Raw genomic sequence first — 16,479 nt, 5'->3', positions numbered from 1 at the left:
TGGAGCCATGGTTGACAGCGTTGTCAACAAACGCACGTGGCGATGCGCTTGCGACCGGCAGCGACGGGTGTCGTGCGTTGCAGTCGGGACGGCCGCGCGTGCGGCGGAAACACTGCAACGCCGGTGCTGTGGCCCGATTCTGCCGGGACATGCGCAGCCGGATTGGCGATGCTGATCCGTTGTGCAGTGCAGAACGAAACTGCGCGAAGGCATTCGGGTGCGTGCGCCGCTGCATGGGCCGACCGCCCGATCCGATTGCTGACAGCGCTGGACAATCGCGGTCCAAGCAGGTTCCATGTCTGGCCGCCGACTGGCCGGCACTCCCAATCTGGAAGGACATGCAATGGACACTCCTGCTGCCGTCCGCGGACAACATGTGCAAAGCAATGGCGTTGCACTGGCCGTGGTCACCGCCATCTTTTTCATGTGGGGCTTCCTCACCTGCCTCAACGACATCCTGATCCCGCACCTCAAGGCGGCATTCGCGCTGACCTGGGTGCAGGCGATGCTGGTCCAGTTCACCTTCTTCGGTGCGTACTTCCTGATGTCACTGCCGGCGGGGCGCCTGGTCGCGGCGGTGGGCTACAAGCGCGGCATCGTGGCCGGGTTGGCCATTGCCGGTGTCGGTGCGCTGCTGTTCTGGCCGGCCGCGCAGGCGCACGTATACGGTCTGTTCCTGGGGGCGCTGTTCGTGCTGGCCACCGGCATCACCGTGCTGCAGGTCGCCGCCAATCCCTACGTTGCGCTGCTCGGGCCGGAACAGACCAGTTCCAGCCGGCTGACATTGGCGCAATCGATGAATGCGCTGGGCACCACCATCGCGCCGCTGTTCGGTGGCCTGCTGATCCTCTCGGCCGCGCCGCGTACGGCCGATGAACTGGCGCTGCTGCCGCACGCTGAAGCGCTCGCGTATCGCGCTGCTGAAGCGCAATCGGTGCAGGTGCCGTACTTCGGCCTGGCAGTGGCGCTGTTCGTGCTGGCAGTGGCGATCTGGATGTTCCGCCTGCCGACCATTCCCGGCGTGGAAGGCGAGGCTGCCACCGGCAGGGGCCGCCTGCGCGATGCGCTGCGCCACCGCCACCTGCGCTATGGCGTGCTGGCGATCTTCTTCTATGTGGGTGCGGAAGTGTCGATCGGCAGCGTGCTGGTCAACTTCCTCTCGATGCCGGGTATCGGTGAGGGGCTGACCGAGCAGGAGGCCACCCGTTACGTATCGTTGTACTGGGGCGGTGCGCTGGTCGGGCGTCTGCTCGGTGCGGCATTGCTGACCCGTCTGGATCCGCGCCGCATGTTGGGGGTCTTCGCGCTGATCGTGATGGCCCTGCTGGCGGTGACGATGCTGGGCACCGGCAACCTGGCCAAGTGGAGCGTGGTCAGCATCGGCCTGTTCAACTCGATCATGTTCCCGACCATCTTCGCGCTGGCGATTGCCCGCCTCGGTACGCTGACCGGCCAGGCATCGAGCCTGTTGGTGATGGCGATCGTCGGTGGGGCGGTGATCCCGCTGGCGATGGGCTGGCTGGCCGACCATCATGGGCTGCAGGTGTCTTTCCTGCTGCCGATGCTGTGCTACCTGTTCATTGCGTTCTACGCGTGGCGCGGTTCACGCCACAGCGGCTGAGGCAGGCGGTCAGCGGCGACGCGGTGGGTGCGTGGATTCGCGCACCAGCACCGCGTGATCGACGGTGACCATGGTGCCGGCCTCCGGCGAGCGGATGCGATCGATCAACTGCTCGGTGGCCAGCCGCCCCATGGCGGCGGTCGGCTGCCGCACCGTGGTCAGTGCCGGGTAGATGTGGCCGGCAATCGGGGTGTCATCGAAACCGCAGACCGACAGGTCCCGGGGGATGCGCAGGCCGCGTTGGCCGGCGACGCGGAACACGGCGGCGGCCATGTCGTCGTTGGCGGCGAAGATCGCCGTGGGCGGCTCTGGCAGATCCAACAGTGCGTTGGCCGCATCGATGCCGGATTCGAACGAGAACTGGCCGTTGACGACCAGCGCCGGGTCGTACTCGATTGCATACTGGCGCAACGCCTGGCGATAGCCGGCGTGGCGCCACTGGCAGGCGCCGTGCGCGCGCGGGCCCTTGATGTGGCCGATGCGGCGATGGCCCTGCGCGACCAGATGGCCGATCAGTTCAATCACCGCCGTGGTCTCGTCCATGCGCACGCCGATGCAGCCCTCGGGGTGCCGCGGCGCAATGGAGGCATACGGAATCTCGTGCTCGTCCAGATAGGCCAGCACCACGGCGTCGTCGGTCAGTGGCGGGATCAGCACCACGCCGTCGGGGCGCGAATTCTCGAACAGCGCGGCCAGATCGGGCAGGGTACGGCGCGCCGTGCCGACCGGGCCCAGGATCAGGTTGTAGTGGTTGGCGTGGCAGGCCTCCAGCATCCCGTTCTGGATTTCCATCAGGTAATTGCGCGAGGGGTTGTTGTAGACCAGCGCCAGCGCATACGAGCGCTGACCGGCCAGGCTGCGCGCGGAGAGATTGGGCTTGTAGCCGAGGCGGGCCACCGCGGCCAGCACGCGATCACGGGTTTCCGCGCGCACGTTGGGCTCGTTGTTGAGCACGCGGGACACCGTCTTGATCGATACACCCGCAACGGCGGCGACATCCTCGATACGACTACGCATGGTGCGGGGGTTCCTCTTGGAGGGGCGGGCGGGCAGATGCCGATGGTAGTGCGCGTGTGTCACATCGATGTTGCCGATGCAGGCGGATGTTGCCATGCCGGCGGCGTGCGTGGCGGGTTCGTGTTTTTCCATGCCGCGATGCAGCAGTTCACGGGAGGGTCGGACACGCGCTACGCCGGCGATCCCTGCTGCAGCGGGACTTCGGCTGCAACCCTGCCGGCAGGCGGTTGACAGCGTTGCCATGGGCTTATATGACAGCGCTGTCAGACAAGGGCGCTGACCGACGCAGCATCGCTACCCTGCCGGCCATCGACATCGCAGCGCGAGCGGTGCCCGGCTGCGGTCGCGCCCGTCCCGTTCGCGCGTATTTCATCAGAGGAAGATGTCCAGTGACCAGCTTCAACAAGACGATTCTCGCCACCTGCCTGTTGGCCGCGCTGGCCTCGACGGCCGGTGCCGCACCGGCCACCGGTGAACGCCTGCAGGACTGGCCCCACGTGACCAGCGCGATCGGTCCGGATGCCGCGCTTGAGGCGCGGGTACGGGAGATCGTGGCGCAGATGACGCTGGCGCAGAAGGTGGGCCAGATGACCCAGCCCGAGATCAAGATGATCACGCCCGATGAGGTCCGCCAGTACTACATCGGCTCGGTTCTCAATGGTGGCGGCTCCTGGCCGGGCATGGACAAGCACGCCACGGTGGCACAGTGGCTGCAGCTGGCCGATGCGTATCGCGCGGCCTCGCTGGCCACCGATGCACGCACGCCGATCCCGGTGATCTGGGGCACCGATGCGGTGCACGGCCACAACAACGTCTACGGTGCCACGCTGTTCCCGCACAACATCGGTCTGGGCGCGGCGGGGGATGCCGCCCTGATCGAGCGGATCGGCCAGGCCACCGCACACGCGGTGCGCGCGACCGGCATCGACTGGGTGTTCGCGCCGACCCTGGCGGTGGCGCATGATCCGCGCTGGGGCCGCACCTACGAAAGCTATTCCTCCGATCCGCACGTGATCCGCGAATTCGCCCAGGCTTACGTCAAGGGCGCCCAGGGACGCTTCGGCGATGACGGCAACGTAGTCGCCACTGCCAAGCACTACATCGGCGATGGCGCGACCGACAACGGCCGCGACCAGGGCGAGGCGCTGGTCGACAAGGCCACGATGATCAACGTGCACGGGCAGGGCTACTACGGCGCGCTCGGCGAAGGCGTGCAGACGGTGATGGCCTCGTTCAACAGCTGGAACGACCGCAGTGGCGGCGTCGACTACGGCAAGATGCACGGCAACAAAGCTCTGTTGACCGGTGCGCTGAAAGAGAAGATGGGCTTCGACGGTTTCGTCGTCTCGGACTGGAACGGCATTGCCCAGGTACCCGGGTGCCGCAACGACAGCTGCGCGCAGGCGATCAACGCCGGCATCGACATGGTGATGGTGCCCGACGACTGGAAGGCCTTCATCGCCAACACGCTGGCCCAGGTGGAGAGCGGGGAGATCCCGATGGCGCGCATCGATGACGCGGTCACCCGGATCCTGCGCGTGAAGCTGCGTGCAGGCCTGTTCGATCACAAGCCGTCGGACAGCCGCTACGCCGGTGATGTCGCTGCCGTGCAGCACCGTGAGCTGGCGCGCCAGGCGGTGCGCGAGTCGCTGGTGCTGCTCAAGAACGATGCCAAGGTGCTGCCGCTGCGCCGCGATGCACGCGTCATGGTGGTCGGCAAGAGTGCCGACAACCTGTCCGACCAGTCCGGCGGCTGGTCGCTGACCTGGCAGGGCACCGAGAACCGCAATGCCGATTTCCCCCATGCCGATTCGGTGCTCGGTGCGTTGCGTGCCGAGCTGGGCACACAGCGGGTTGCCTACAGCGCCGATGCGACGGCGCTCGATCCGACCGGGTTCGATGTGGTCGTGGCGGTGATCGGCGAGACGCCGTATGCCGAGACCAACGGCGACATCCTGGCCTCTGATTCGGTCAGCCACAGCCGCGCCTATCCGCAGGATCTGGCGGTGCTGCGCGCGGCCCAGGCCAGCGGCAAGCCGGTGGTGACCGTGTACTTCTCCGGGCGCCCGATGTACACCAACGACCTGCTCAACCAATCGCAGGCCTTCGTGGCGGCGTGGCTGCCGGGCACCGAGGGCAAGGGCATCACCGATGTGCTGGTGGCCGGCAAGGACGGCAGGCCCGCGCATGACTTCCGCGGGCGCCTGAGCTTCCCGTGGCCGGGCGTTCCCTGCCCGGCGCCGATCGACCGCCCGGATCCGAAGCAGCCCCCCCTGTTCGCGCTGGGCCACGGCCTGAGCTATCGCACGCCGGGCAAGGTTGCCCGCCTGCCCGAAGCCAACCCGGACAACTGTGGCGAAGTGACCACCCTGCCGATCTTCAACCGGGCTGACACGCCGCCGTTCGCGCTGCATGTGGCGGCCGGCGGCGCGACCCAGCCGCTGGGCAACGATCTCAATGCCACGCTGCGCTGGCCGACCGCCGCGCCCGTGGTACAGGTGCGCACCGTGCAGATCAACACTCAGCAGGACGCGAAGGAAGTGACCTGGCTGGCACCGGCGCAACTGCTGGCACGCAGCAGCTCGCGTCGCAACCTGGGCGCGCTGGCCCGCACCCAGGGTGCGCTGCAGTTCGACGTACAGCTGCTGCACCGTCCGGCTTCACCGGTGAAGGTGACCATGCAGTGCGGCACGGGCTGCGAGGGCGGCGTGGATATCGCCCCGGTGCTGGCCAGACTGGCGCCGGGGCAGAAGCAGACCGTGACCGTACCGCTGGCGTGCTTTGCCAGGCACGGGGTGGATCTGGGGGCGGTGGAAGCGCCGTTCGTGGTGACGGCGGACAAGCCGTTCGCGGCGGCGTTCACCCAGGTGCGGGTGTCGACCAACAGTGCCGGGGTGGAGGGGGCCGTGGCCTGTCCCTGAGTCCCGTAATGAAAAAGGCCCCGCAATGCGGGGCCTTTTCCTGTCCGGATGATGCGCCGATCAGCGCTTCATCGAACCGAAGAACTCGTCGTTGGACTTGGTGTTCTTCATCTTGTCGAGCAGGAATTCCATCGCAGCCATTTCATCCATCGGATGCAGCAGCTTGCGCAGGATCCAGATCTTCTGCAGCAGTTCCGGTTCGATCAGCAGATCTTCACGGCGGGTACCCGAGCGGTTGATGTCGATCGCCGGGAACACGCGCTTTTCGGAGATACGACGGCTCAGGTGCACTTCGCTGTTGCCGGTGCCCTTGAACTCTTCGTAGATCACCTCGTCCATCTTGCTGCCGGTATCGACCAGCGCGGTAGCGATGATGGTCAGGCTGCCGCCTTCCTCCACGTTACGCGCCGCGCCGAAGAAGCGCTTGGGGCGGTGCAGGGCGTTGGCATCCACACCACCGGTCAGCACCTTGCCCGAGCTCGGCACCACGTTGTTGTACGCACGTGCCAGGCGGGTGATCGAGTCGAGCAGGATCACCACGTCCTTCTTGTGCTCGACCAGGCGCTTGGCACGCTCGATCACCATTTCGGCGACCTGCACGTGACGGGCGGCCGGCTCGTCGAAGGTGGAGCTGATGACTTCGCCGCGCACGGTGCGCTGCATTTCCGTCACTTCTTCCGGACGCTCATCGATCAGCAGCACGATCAGGTGGACGTCCGGATGATTGGTGGTGATCGCCGTGGCCACCTGCTGCATCATCATCGTCTTGCCGGCCTTGGGCTGGGAGACGATCAGCGAACGCTGACCCTTGCCCTGCGGTGCCATCAGATCGAGGATGCGGCCGGTGATGTCTTCGGACGAACCGTTGCCGCGTTCCAGGGTGAAGCGCTTGCGCGGGAACAGCGGGGTCAGGTTCTCGAACAGCACCTTGTTCTTGGACGCTTCCAGCGGCTCACCGTTGATGGTGTCCACGATCGACAGCGCGAAGTAGCGCTCGCCGTCCTTCGGGAAGCGGATGCGGCCGGACAGGTGATCGCCGGTGCGCAGGTTGAAGCGGCGGATCTGGCTGGGCGAAATGTAGGTATCGTCCGGGCCGGCCAGGTAGCTGGCTTCGGCTGCGCGCAGGAAGCCGAAGCCGTCGGGCAGGATTTCCAGCACGCCATCGGCGGCGACGCCGTCGCCATGACGGGTCAGCACCTTGAGCAGGGCGAAGATCACGTCCTGCTTGCGGGCGCGGGCCACGCCTTCGGAGATCTGCAGCTGCTCGGCGATTTCCAGCAGCTTCTGTGCCGGCATGCGCTTGAGGTCACTCAGCGAATAGACCGGGAAGCCTTCGGGCACGTTGGCCTGCTGGCTGCGCACGAACGGCTGCTGTTCGCCGTTGTCCTGCGGCATGCCGTCGTCGTTGTAGCGATCGCCACCGCGGTTGCGGTCGCGGCGATTGCGGAAACGGTCGCGGCGGTTGCCTTGGCCCTGACCCTGGCCTTGGCCTTGATTCTGACCTTGACCCTGACCTTGGCCCTGCTGGTACGGGTTCTGCCCGCCCTGCGGGTTCTGGTTGCGGCCATTCTGGTTGCGCTGGCCACCGTCGCCGGTGTCCTGTTGACCACCGCCCTGCGAGGGCGATGCGTCGCCACCGGCAGAAGCTGCCGGCGCCGATGCCTGCGGGGCCGCCGAAGGAGCGGCAGCCGGCGCCGGCGCGTCAGACGCGGCAGCCAGAGGCAGAGCGGGTTGTGAAGGGGGGGAACCGGCTTCGGCAGCGGTGTTGGCGGCGGCCTTGGCGACGCGCGGCTTGCGCACGCGCTTCTCGGCGGGCGCGTCGGCGCTCCCGGGTTCGGAAGTAATGATATCGGACAAGTGCTGGATTCCTCGCTAGAAGGTGCGAGCGCCCGGCAGGGCGGCGAACGTTGGGAAAGGATCTGGAAGGAAACTGCGTCCAGAAGATGCGGCGCGCGAATGCGGCCGGATATGCCGACACTAACACCGGCTCGCGGCGGCGCGCAAGCCGGGTGGGGCAGGGTCATTCATGCGGGCGACGGGCCCGCGTGGCAGCCGGACGGTGCCGGCTGCCCGCTGCGATCAGGCCAGGGCCTTGTCGAGCATGCCGGCCAGCTGGGCCTTGCCGACGGCACCGATCTGCTGCGCCTGGACTTCGCCGTCCTTGAATACCAGCAGCATCGGGATCGAGCGCACGTGGTACTTGGCAGCCAGGGCGCGGTTCTGATCCACGTTGACCTTGGCGATCTTGGCGCGGCCGTTGTAGGCGTCGGCCAGTTCATCCAGCGCCGGGGCGATCATCTTGCAGGGACCACACCATTCGGCCCAGAAATCGACCAGCACCGGTTCCTTGGAATTCAGCACTGCGCTATCAAAGTCGGCGTCGCCGACATGTACAACCTTGTCGCTCATCTTGGTTTCTCGTCTGGTAATGCACCCGGCAGGGCCGGAGGAAGTTGAATTTGGGCAACGCCAACCGGGCGTCACCCTCGTCTGGTGCCTCGTGGCCGCGGGCGGCCAGCGGTGCGTTCGGCGGGTGCCTGGACGCTCACGGGGCGCAGTGTACCGCTATCGCCGTGACCGGACAGACGCTGGTTGGAAAGAAGCGTCCCGTGATCGCCCACCTGCGTTATCGCGACGATCCCGGTTGATATGCGGGGGCCAGGACGACGGTTCCAGCCCCGCCAGCCGCGCCGTTCAACCGGCGGCAGGGCGGGTGAATACGAGGTGCAGAGCGCATGCGAGCCGCTCCAACGCGCTGTAATGGCGCGCCGGGCGGGCATTCTCACGGGGTCGAGAGACGGGTGATCCCGGTTTGCCGCCGACATTGCGTTAAACTGGGGCATTGCGCGGCGCCCTGGACCCGAGTCCGGCCCCGCCAATCCCGGCGCAGGGGCCGTTTGCGACGGTGCCCCCCAAGATGATGCAAGCCACCCGCACCTCTGCCGGCTGGCCTTACCAAGACGGACTCATGAGCGACAAACCGCTGACCGATTTGACCTTCTCCTCCTTCGAGCTGCATCCGGCCCTGCAGGCCGGCCTTGAAGGAGCCGGATTCACCCGTTGCACGCCCATCCAGGCGCTGACCCTGCCGGTCGCGCTGCCCGGCGGCGACGTCGCCGGCCAGGCCCAGACCGGCACCGGCAAGACGCTGGCCTTCCTGGTCGCTGTGGTGAACCGCCTGCTGACCCGCCCGGCACTGGCCGATCGCAAGCCGGAAGACCCGCGCGCGCTGATCCTGGCCCCGACCCGCGAGCTGGCCATCCAGATCCACAAGGATGCCGTGAAGTTCGGCTCCGACCTCGGCCTGCGCTTCGCGCTGGTCTACGGTGGTGTGGACTACGACAAACAGCGCGAGATCCTGCAGCAGGGCGTGGACGTGATCATCGCCACCCCGGGCCGCCTGATCGACTACGTCAAGCAGCACAAGGTGGTCTCGCTGCATGCCTGCGAAATCTGCGTGCTCGACGAAGCCGACCGCATGTTCGACCTGGGCTTCATCAAGGACATCCGCTTCCTGCTGCGCCGCATGCCCGAGCGCAGCACGCGCCAGACGCTGCTGTTCAGCGCCACGCTCAGCCATCGCGTGCTGGAGCTGGCCTACGAGCACATGAACGAGCCGCAGAAGCTGGTGGTGGAGAGCGAATCCATTACCGCCGCCCGCGTGCGCCAGCGCATCTATTTCCCGGCCGACGAAGAGAAGATTCCGCTGCTGCTGGGCCTGCTCTCGCGCAGCGAAGGCGCCCGCACCATGGTGTTCGTCAACACCAAGGTGTTCGTCGAGCGCGTGGCGCGTTCGCTTGAAAAGGCCGGTTACCGCGTCGGCGTGCTGTCCGGCGATGTGCCGCAGAAGAAGCGTGAGAGCCTGCTCAACCGCTTCCAGAAGGGTCAGCTGGAAATCCTGGTCGCCACCGATGTCGCCGCCCGCGGCCTGCACATCGACGGCATCAAGTACGTCTACAACTACGATCTGCCGTTCGATGCGGAAGACTACGTGCACCGCATCGGCCGCACCGCGCGCCTGGGCGAAGAAGGCGATGCGATCAGCTTTGCGTGCGAGCGCTACGCGATGGGCCTGCCGGACATCGAGGCTTACATCGAGCAGAAGATCCCGGTCGAGCCGGTCACCAGCGAAATCCTGACCCCGATCCCGCGCGCGCCGCGTGCACCGTCGCCGGAAGGCGAGGGTGATGCCGAGGGCGACGAGAACGAAAGCGTCGGCCAGATCTTCCGCGAAGCACGCGAAGCGCGTGCCGCCGAAGAGCAGCGTCGTGGCGGTGGCAGCAGCCGTGGCGGCAAGCCGGCCGGTGGCCGTGGCGAACGCCGTGCACCGGGCGAGCGCAGTGCCGATGGCAAGCCGCGTCGCGAGCGCAAGCCGCGCGTGGAAGGCGAGCCGCCGGTCGCCGCCGTCGATGCCGAGGTCAAGCCGCAGCTGGCCCCGACCGCCGCGCCGTCTGCCGATGGCAGCCCGGCGGTGGAAGGTGAGCGCGCGCCGCGCAAGCGTCGTCGTCGTCGCCACGGCCGTCCGGTCGAAGGTGCCGAGGGCGCCGCAGCGACCGGCCCGGTGACCCCGGTGCAGGTGACGGCCAAGCCGATGCGCGGCACGCCTGCCGCCGATCCGGGCGCCTCGTTCCTGACGCGCCTGGGCCGCAAGATCCGCCGGATGCTCTCCGGCAGCTGATCCTGTTGCCGATTCACGGGTAGTGCCGGCCGCTGGCCGGCGCTGCACGGTGCAGGCAGTACGGGGAGCCGGCCAGCGGCCGGCACTACCGATCAGCGCCCCATCAGGTTGCCGTTACCTACGCGCCACCCTCGTCCTGCATAATCAGGGAATGAGCGTCCTGCGTTTTGACAATGTCAGCAAACAATATGCCGGCGGCCACCAGGCACTGGTGGACGTCAGCTTCGATGTCGCCCCCGGGGAAATGCTGTTCGTCACCGGCCATTCCGGTGCGGGCAAGAGCACCCTGCTCAAGTTGATCCATCTCGACGAGCGGCCCAGCCGCGGCGCGGTGATCTTCAATGAGCGCAACCTGCTGAAGGTGCGCGGCGGGAGTATTCCGCGGCATCGGCGCGAGGTCGGTGCGGTGTACCAGGACCATCGCCTGCTGATGGACCGCAGCATCGCCGAGAACGTCGCCCTGCCGTTGATCCTGCGCGGCACCCGCCGCAACGAGATCGGCAAGCGCGTGCGTTCGGTACTCGAACGCATGGGCCTGGGCCACCGCGAAAAAGCCCTGCCCTCGCAGCTGTCGGCCGGTGAACAGCAGCGCGTCGGCATCGCCCGTGCGATCGTCGGCGAGCCCACGCTGCTGGTCGCCGATGAGCCCACCGGCAATCTCGATCCCACGTTGGCGGCGGAAATCATGGCGTTGTTTGCCGAACTGCCCGATCGCGGTACCAGCGTGCTGGTGGTCAGCCACGACCTGGCCCTGCTGCGGCGCATGCGCAAGCGCGTGCTGATCCTGGATCACGGCCGCCTGGTCGATGACATCTCGCCGCAGGACCTGGCCGAATGACTACTCCGGTGACCAAAGAAACCGCCGCGCCGTCGCGCTTGGGCGTGTGGCTGCACCATCACGGCCACAGCGTGGTCTTCAGCCTCGGCCGTGCGTGGCGCAAGCCGTGGGCGACCCTGCTCACCGTGATGGTGATGGCGCTCGCGCTGGCCCTGCCGCTGGGCCTGTCGATCGCGCTGGACAACCTCAAGCACTTCGCCGGCAGCGTGCAGCAGTCGCGCGACATCAACCTGTTCCTCAAGACCGATGCCGGTACCGATGCGGCCCGCCAGGTCGCCGAGACCCTGCGCGGCCGCGCCGATGTGGCCAACGTCACCGTGCAGACCCCGGAGCAGGGTCTGGCCGAGCTGCGCGAAAGTGCCGGGCTGGGTGAAGCGATCGATGCGCTGCATGACAATCCACTGCCGACCCTGTTGATCGTCACCCCGGGCGAGGGTGCCGACGACGCGCGCCTGGCGCAGTCGCTGGAAGGCCTGCCGCAGGCCGATCTGGTCCAGCATGATGCGCTGTGGCGCAAACGCCTGGATGGCTGGCTGGGCTTCGGTACGCGCCTGGTGCAGGTGCTGTCGGTGCTGCTCGGCCTCGGTGCCGCGCTGGTGGTCGGCAACACCGTGCGCCTGGACATCCAGGCCCGCCGCGATGAGATCGGCGTGCTGCAGCTGCTGGGCGCCAGCGATGGCTTCATCCGCCGCCCGTTCCTGTATCTGGGCGCGTGGTACGGCCTGGGGGCCGGTGCCGTCGCGCTGGCGCTGATCGGTGCGGCCGGGCTGGCGCTGCGCCCGCCGTTGGCCGCGCTCTCGCAGAGTTACGGCAGCCCGTTCGTGCTGCACGGGCTGGACCTGCTGCATTCCTCGTTCGTGCTGCTCGGCACCGTGGTGCTGGGCTGGCTGGGCGCCTGGCTGGTGACGGGGCATTTCCTGCGCCAGACCCGCCCGACCGAAACCTGAGGCCCGCATGCGTCCGCAAGCCCTCAAGCACCTCGCCGACGACGCACCGCGCGTGATGGTCGTCGACGGCTCCAAGCTGGTCCGCAAGCTGATTGCCGATGTGCTGCAACGCGAACTGCCGGCAGTGGACGTGGTGGGCTGCGCGAGCATCGCCGAGGCGCGTGCGGCGCTGGATGCCGGACCGGTCAGCCTGGTCACCACCTCGCTCACCCTGAGCGATGGCGACGGGCTCGACCTGGCGCGCATCGTGCGCGACGCGGCCGGCCAGGCCTACGTGCCGGTGATCGTGGTCTCCGGCGATGCGCAGCAGCATCTGGAGCAGCGCCGCTTCACCGAGTACGTCACCGATTATTTCGACAAGGCGCTCGGTCACGAAGCCTTGGCCACCTTCATCCGTGGCTATGTGCAGCCAGAGACCATTCCGGGCGCGACGATCCTGTATGTCGAAGACAGCCGCGTCGTCGCCGAGGCGACCAAGCGCATGCTCGAACGGCAGGGCTTGAACGTGCTGCACGTGTTGACGGCCGAAGATGCGTTCGCGCTGCTCACCGCCGAGTCGCTAGGCCGCAGCAGCCACCGCATCGATCTGGTGCTTACCGATGTCACGCTCAAGGGCGAGCTCAGTGGCCGCGATGTGGTGCAGCGCGTGCGCGTGGACTTCGGCTATGGCAAGCGCCGCCTGCCGGTGCTGGTCATGACCGGCGACGGCAACCCGCACAACCAGTCCGGCCTGCTCCAGGCCGGTGCCAACGATCTGGTGCAGAAGCCGATCGAAGAGCGTCTGCTCATCACCAAGGTGCTGTTCCAGCTGCGCCTGTCCCGCCTCAACGAAAAGCCTGTCGTGCGATGAATGACGATGTAGTGCCCAGCATCCAGCTCGAAGCGAGCTGGAAGACGCGTATCGGTGATTACCTGCTGCGCCCGGAGATGCGGGAACTGTCCGCGTTCCTGCGCCAGCGCAAGGCCGCCGGTGCCCAGGTGTTTCCCCCCGGCCCGCAGATCTTCGCCGCGTTCGACGCCACGCCCTTCGATCAGGTCAAGGTGGTCATTCTCGGCCAGGATCCGTATCACGGGTATGGCCAGGCCCATGGCCTGAGTTTCTCGGTCATGCCGGGCGTACCGGTGCCGCCATCGCTGCTGAACATCTACAAAGAGATCGAGGCCGATCTGGGCATTCCGCGCCCGGACCATGGCTGCCTGTTGCCGTGGGCGCACCGCGGGGTGCTGCTGCTCAATGCGGTGCTGACCGTGGAAGCGGGCAACGCCGGCTCGCATCAACGGCGCGGCTGGGAGGGCTTCACCGATCACGTGGTGGACACCCTCAACCGCGAGCGCGAAGGCCTGGTGTTTCTCCTATGGGGCAGCTACGCCCAGCAGAAGGGCAAGGTCATCGATACCGGCCGGCACCGCGTGCTCAAGGCGCCGCATCCTTCGCCGCTGTCGGCGCATCGCGGCTTCCTCGGCTGCCGCCATTTCTCGATGGCCAACGAATACCTGCAGCGCCGTGGCCACGATCGCATCGACTGGTCGCTGCCGCCGCGTGCCGCGCTGGAGCCGGCGGCGTAATCACTGGCGGTCGTCGTCTAGACGGCCAGCATCTCGATGATGGATTGCGCTACCTGCCGCTTGCGCGGTGGCAGGCGCCGCAGCAGCGACAGAACGTTGCCCTCCAGATCATCGCGCACGTAATCCTGTGCGGGCGCGGTCACCGTCAGTTCCTCCCCGCTGGCTTTGCACACGCCGCGGCCTGTGGCCAACCATTCGAAGCGCACTCGCGTACAGATGGCGATATGTGCCAGATGCGACACGCTCGGGTGGGTACCTCCACGGCGTTCCCACTGCGCTACGGCACTGCGCTTGACCCCGGTTTCCACTGCCAACTGCGTTTGTGACATCCCTGCGCTGGTGCGTGCTGCGCGAATCCGATCCGACATCGCCAACATGGCCTTCCCCTCTCTCGTTCCTTGAACAGTGGATGGTTATCGATACTTACCGGGCAGTGATTCTTTTCTCCGCCTGTACAGAACTGCTTGCCGGCCTTGTCGCTGCAATCGCTCCACCGATAATCCGACGGGCGACAGTGAAACTTCCCCCTGTGCACGATGTGGCCGGTTTGACGGTTTTCATCCGTGCACGTAGTTAATCCCTCAAGCCGGCCATGATGCGCCGGGACATCCAAAACATCGGAAGCAGGCCGATGCCCTGTCGATCATGGTCGGTACCCACCGGCCCGTGAAAGACCGCTTCGGCCAGGACGCAGGGGATGGCCGATGGATAGAGTTACTGGTGTGAAGTCAGCGTTACGGCGATTCAGCTTGAGGGCGTTTTCGCTGTTATTTGTGATGTTGATCGCATTAAGTGCGGGTATTTCTTCTGCCAGTGCGCAATCGGCCTGCACGGCCGGTGCGTGCGTGAGCGCCGGGCCCCGCCTGGCCTCGATTGATTCCACGCAGAGCCCCATCCTCAATCTGCTGTTCGGCGCACTGCTGCCTGGCACCACGCTGAATCTCAGCGTGGCCGACTGGAACAACCTGGCCGGCGCCAACATCAATCTCAACGCGCTGCTGACCCAGCTCAACGGCGGCGTGGTGGTCAGTGACCCCAGCCAAGTGCTCAACGCCAATATCACCCTGGGGCAACTGCGTGCGGCAATGGTGCAGGTGTTGCAGGCCGACGGGCAGACCGCGGCCGCCAACGTGCTCAACGCGTTGCCGCTCGGCGTGGCGGGCACGAGCGGCAGCATCCGCCTGGCGGACATCCTGCAGATCGCGCTCCCGACCGGCTCGCTGGCGACCGTGCGGCTCAACGTGCTGGACCTGCTCACTGGCGGCGTGCAGCTTTACAACTTCCGCAACGTCCTCACCACACCTGCCCCGATCACGGTCAACACCGCTGCGCTCGGCCTCAATGGCGTCGCCAATGTGCGCCTGTGGCTGCAGGCGGTGGAACCGCCGGTCTACACCTGCGGTGCCGCAGGGGCTGCCTTCCACAGCGCGGCGATCCGCATCAAGCTGGATCTGGATCTGGTACAGGGGTTGAACACCGGCACGCTCTCGGCAGCGCTCAATGGGCTGAATCTGCTGGGCGTCAGCCTGTCCAACACCAGCGTCACTGCCGATGTCCTGCATCTGCAGGTCTACGCCGATGTCGCTCGCGCGGAAGGGTCGATCTCGGCGATCAACCTGGTCGGCAACGCGGTCACGCTGCAGGCGCGGCCGGGCCTGGTGAACCTGTATGTCGGACAGATCAGCGATGCGACGTTCTTCAACCGCAGCACAGTGCTGACCGATACAGCGCTGAGTGCGGCCACGCTGACCTCGCTCAGCGTGCGGGTGCGGGTGTCGGCCAACGTGTTGGGGCTGCTCACGCCGATCGCTGACATCACCGTCCCGCTGACGGTCAGCATCCGCAGTTTCGCCACTGCCACCCCCGGGCTGCAGAGCGCCAGCTTCACCGGCCCGTATCCGCAGACACGCACGTTGAATGCCGGCACGGTCAGTGCGGCGACCATGGTCTCCACCCTGGTCAATTCACTCAGCATCCAGGTCACCAGCGGCAATCCCACGGTGACACTGCTGGGTGGCATCGCGTTGCCGCTGCCGGTGGCGGACCTCGTCAACGGCATCGTCAACGTGCTGCTCACCCCGATCCGCACGCAGGTCAATGCGCTGGTCACGCCGGTACTGACCGCCGTGCTCGGCGGGGTGGTCGACAACCTGCTGGGCCTGCTCGGCATCCGCATCGGCCAAGCGGTCTTCACCGTGGAAGGCATTACCCAGGCGTGCGCGGCGACAGTGCAGCTGGTCAAGGACCTGCAGCCGACCAGCGATAGCGGGCGGTTCAATCTGTCCATCACCTACAACGGCAGCACCGTCGGTTCGGCCACCAATGTCGGCAACAACGGTGCCACCGCGGCGGTGATCACTGTCCCCGGCGGTAGCTACGCCCTGGCCGAAGCCGCCGCAGCCGGCACCACGCTGACCCGCTATGCCAGCACCTGGCAGTGCACGGACCAGAACAACACCGTGGTGTCCTCGGGCAGCGGCGGCAGTTTCACGCTGCAGGCGCCAGCGATGACCGCCACCGCGGTGACACTGGTCTGCCGGATCACCAATCGAACGCGCCAGGCGGATCTGTCGATCACCAAGACCGACGGCAGCGGCAGCTACACACCGGGCGGCACCGCCACCTACACCTTGCTGGTGCGCAACGACGGCCCGGATGCCGTCACCAACGCCGTGGTCACCGACAGCCTGCCCGGCGGCACCACGCTGCGTGGCGCCTGGACCTGCAGCGCCACCAGTGGCAGCACCTGCGCAGCGGCCAGTGGCGGCGCGGTGGGCGCCAACGCGGTGAATGTCGGGGTGAACCTGATCAACGGCGGGCAGGCCACGATCAGCGTACCGGTCAGTTTCAGCAGCAACCCGGGCGCGTACTAGCGCCCGGTGCAGTACGGC

At 66.9% G+C, this 16,479-nt stretch carries 12 protein-coding genes and 1 pseudogene; 8 read left to right on the top strand and 5 right to left on the bottom strand.

The features are described 5' to 3' along the window. The first annotated feature begins 343 nt into the window (after positions 1-343). On the top strand, positions 344-1,621 hold the full coding sequence (locus BCL79_RS09845; RefSeq protein WP_183073714.1) for a sugar MFS transporter: 1,278 nt from the start codon (positions 344-346) through the stop codon (positions 1,619-1,621). A 9-nt stretch (positions 1,622-1,630) separates the two neighbouring features. Here BCL79_RS09845 and BCL79_RS09840 read toward each other — a convergent pair whose 3' ends face one another. After that, positions 1,631-2,638: a LacI family DNA-binding transcriptional regulator gene (locus BCL79_RS09840; RefSeq protein ID WP_121041295.1), complete on the bottom strand. Its 1,008-nt coding sequence runs from the start codon at positions 2,636-2,638 to the stop codon at positions 1,631-1,633. Between the two features lie 389 nt (positions 2,639-3,027). Between BCL79_RS09840 and BCL79_RS09835 the strand changes: the two genes are divergently transcribed. Next, the gene (locus BCL79_RS09835; protein WP_121040412.1) at positions 3,028-5,559 is read left to right on the top strand and encodes a glycoside hydrolase family 3 protein; all 2,532 of its coding nucleotides are present in this window, start codon (positions 3,028-3,030) and stop codon (positions 5,557-5,559) included. 60 nt (positions 5,560-5,619) lie between these two features. On the opposite strand, the gene rho is transcribed toward BCL79_RS09835, so the two are convergent. Continuing rightward, positions 5,620-7,416, bottom strand: a complete 1,797-nt coding sequence (rho, locus tag BCL79_RS09830; RefSeq protein ID WP_121040410.1) for a transcription termination factor Rho — start codon at positions 7,414-7,416, stop codon at positions 5,620-5,622. Positions 7,417-7,638: 222 nt separating this feature from the next. Beyond that, entirely contained in the window at positions 7,639-7,968 is a 330-nt protein-coding gene (gene trxA, locus BCL79_RS09825) for a thioredoxin TrxA (RefSeq protein ID WP_019183509.1), read from the bottom strand. Between the two features lie 508 nt (positions 7,969-8,476). On the opposite strand from trxA, the gene rhlB reads away from it, so the two are divergent. The 5 genes from rhlB to ung all read left to right on the top strand — a co-directional run bounded on the left by rhlB (position 8,477) and on the right by ung (position 13,588). Further along, positions 8,477-10,237, top strand: a complete 1,761-nt coding sequence (rhlB, locus tag BCL79_RS09820; protein WP_428999423.1) for an ATP-dependent RNA helicase RhlB — start codon at positions 8,477-8,479, stop codon at positions 10,235-10,237. Positions 10,238-10,388: 151 nt separating this feature from the next. Next, positions 10,389-11,075: a cell division ATP-binding protein FtsE gene (gene ftsE, locus BCL79_RS09815; protein WP_121040406.1), complete on the top strand. Its 687-nt coding sequence runs from the start codon at positions 10,389-10,391 to the stop codon at positions 11,073-11,075. Continuing rightward, positions 11,072-12,022 carry a permease-like cell division protein FtsX gene (gene ftsX, locus BCL79_RS09810; protein WP_121040405.1) on the top strand — a complete coding sequence of 317 codons (951 nt, stop codon included), beginning with the start codon at positions 11,072-11,074 and terminating at the stop codon, positions 12,020-12,022. Before ftsE ends, ftsX begins: the two co-directional genes overlap by 4 nt. A gap of 7 nt (positions 12,023-12,029) precedes the next feature. Continuing rightward, positions 12,030-12,872 carry a response regulator gene (locus BCL79_RS09805; RefSeq protein ID WP_121040403.1) on the top strand — a complete coding sequence of 281 codons (843 nt, stop codon included), beginning with the start codon at positions 12,030-12,032 and terminating at the stop codon, positions 12,870-12,872. Next, a complete protein-coding gene (ung, locus tag BCL79_RS09800) occupies positions 12,869-13,588 on the top strand; it encodes a uracil-DNA glycosylase (RefSeq protein WP_121040401.1) in 720 nt (239 codons plus the stop codon). Before BCL79_RS09805 ends, ung begins: the two co-directional genes overlap by 4 nt. Positions 13,589-13,605: 17 nt before the next feature. Here the strand turns inward: ung and BCL79_RS20490 are convergent, their stop codons facing one another. Further along, positions 13,606-13,731: a hypothetical protein gene (locus tag BCL79_RS20490; RefSeq protein WP_259462162.1), complete on the bottom strand. Its 126-nt coding sequence runs from the start codon at positions 13,729-13,731 to the stop codon at positions 13,606-13,608. Positions 13,732-13,773: 42 nt separating this feature from the next. Beyond that, a pseudogene (locus BCL79_RS20485) lies at positions 13,774-13,956 on the bottom strand (helix-turn-helix domain-containing protein); the annotation flags it as partial. A gap of 477 nt (positions 13,957-14,433) precedes the next feature. Between BCL79_RS20485 and BCL79_RS09790 the strand changes: the two are divergent. Then, positions 14,434-16,461: a DUF11 domain-containing protein gene (locus BCL79_RS09790; protein ID WP_183073713.1), complete on the top strand. Its 2,028-nt coding sequence runs from the start codon at positions 14,434-14,436 to the stop codon at positions 16,459-16,461. Positions 16,462-16,479: the final 18 nt, after the last annotated feature.

Source organism: Stenotrophomonas rhizophila, from assembly GCF_003651185.1.
In the GTDB taxonomy this organism is placed as follows: Bacteria; Pseudomonadota; Gammaproteobacteria; order Xanthomonadales; family Xanthomonadaceae; genus Stenotrophomonas; species Stenotrophomonas maltophilia_Z.
Note: the sequence above shows the minus strand (reverse complement) of the source record. Positions and strands in the feature narration are given on the sequence as shown.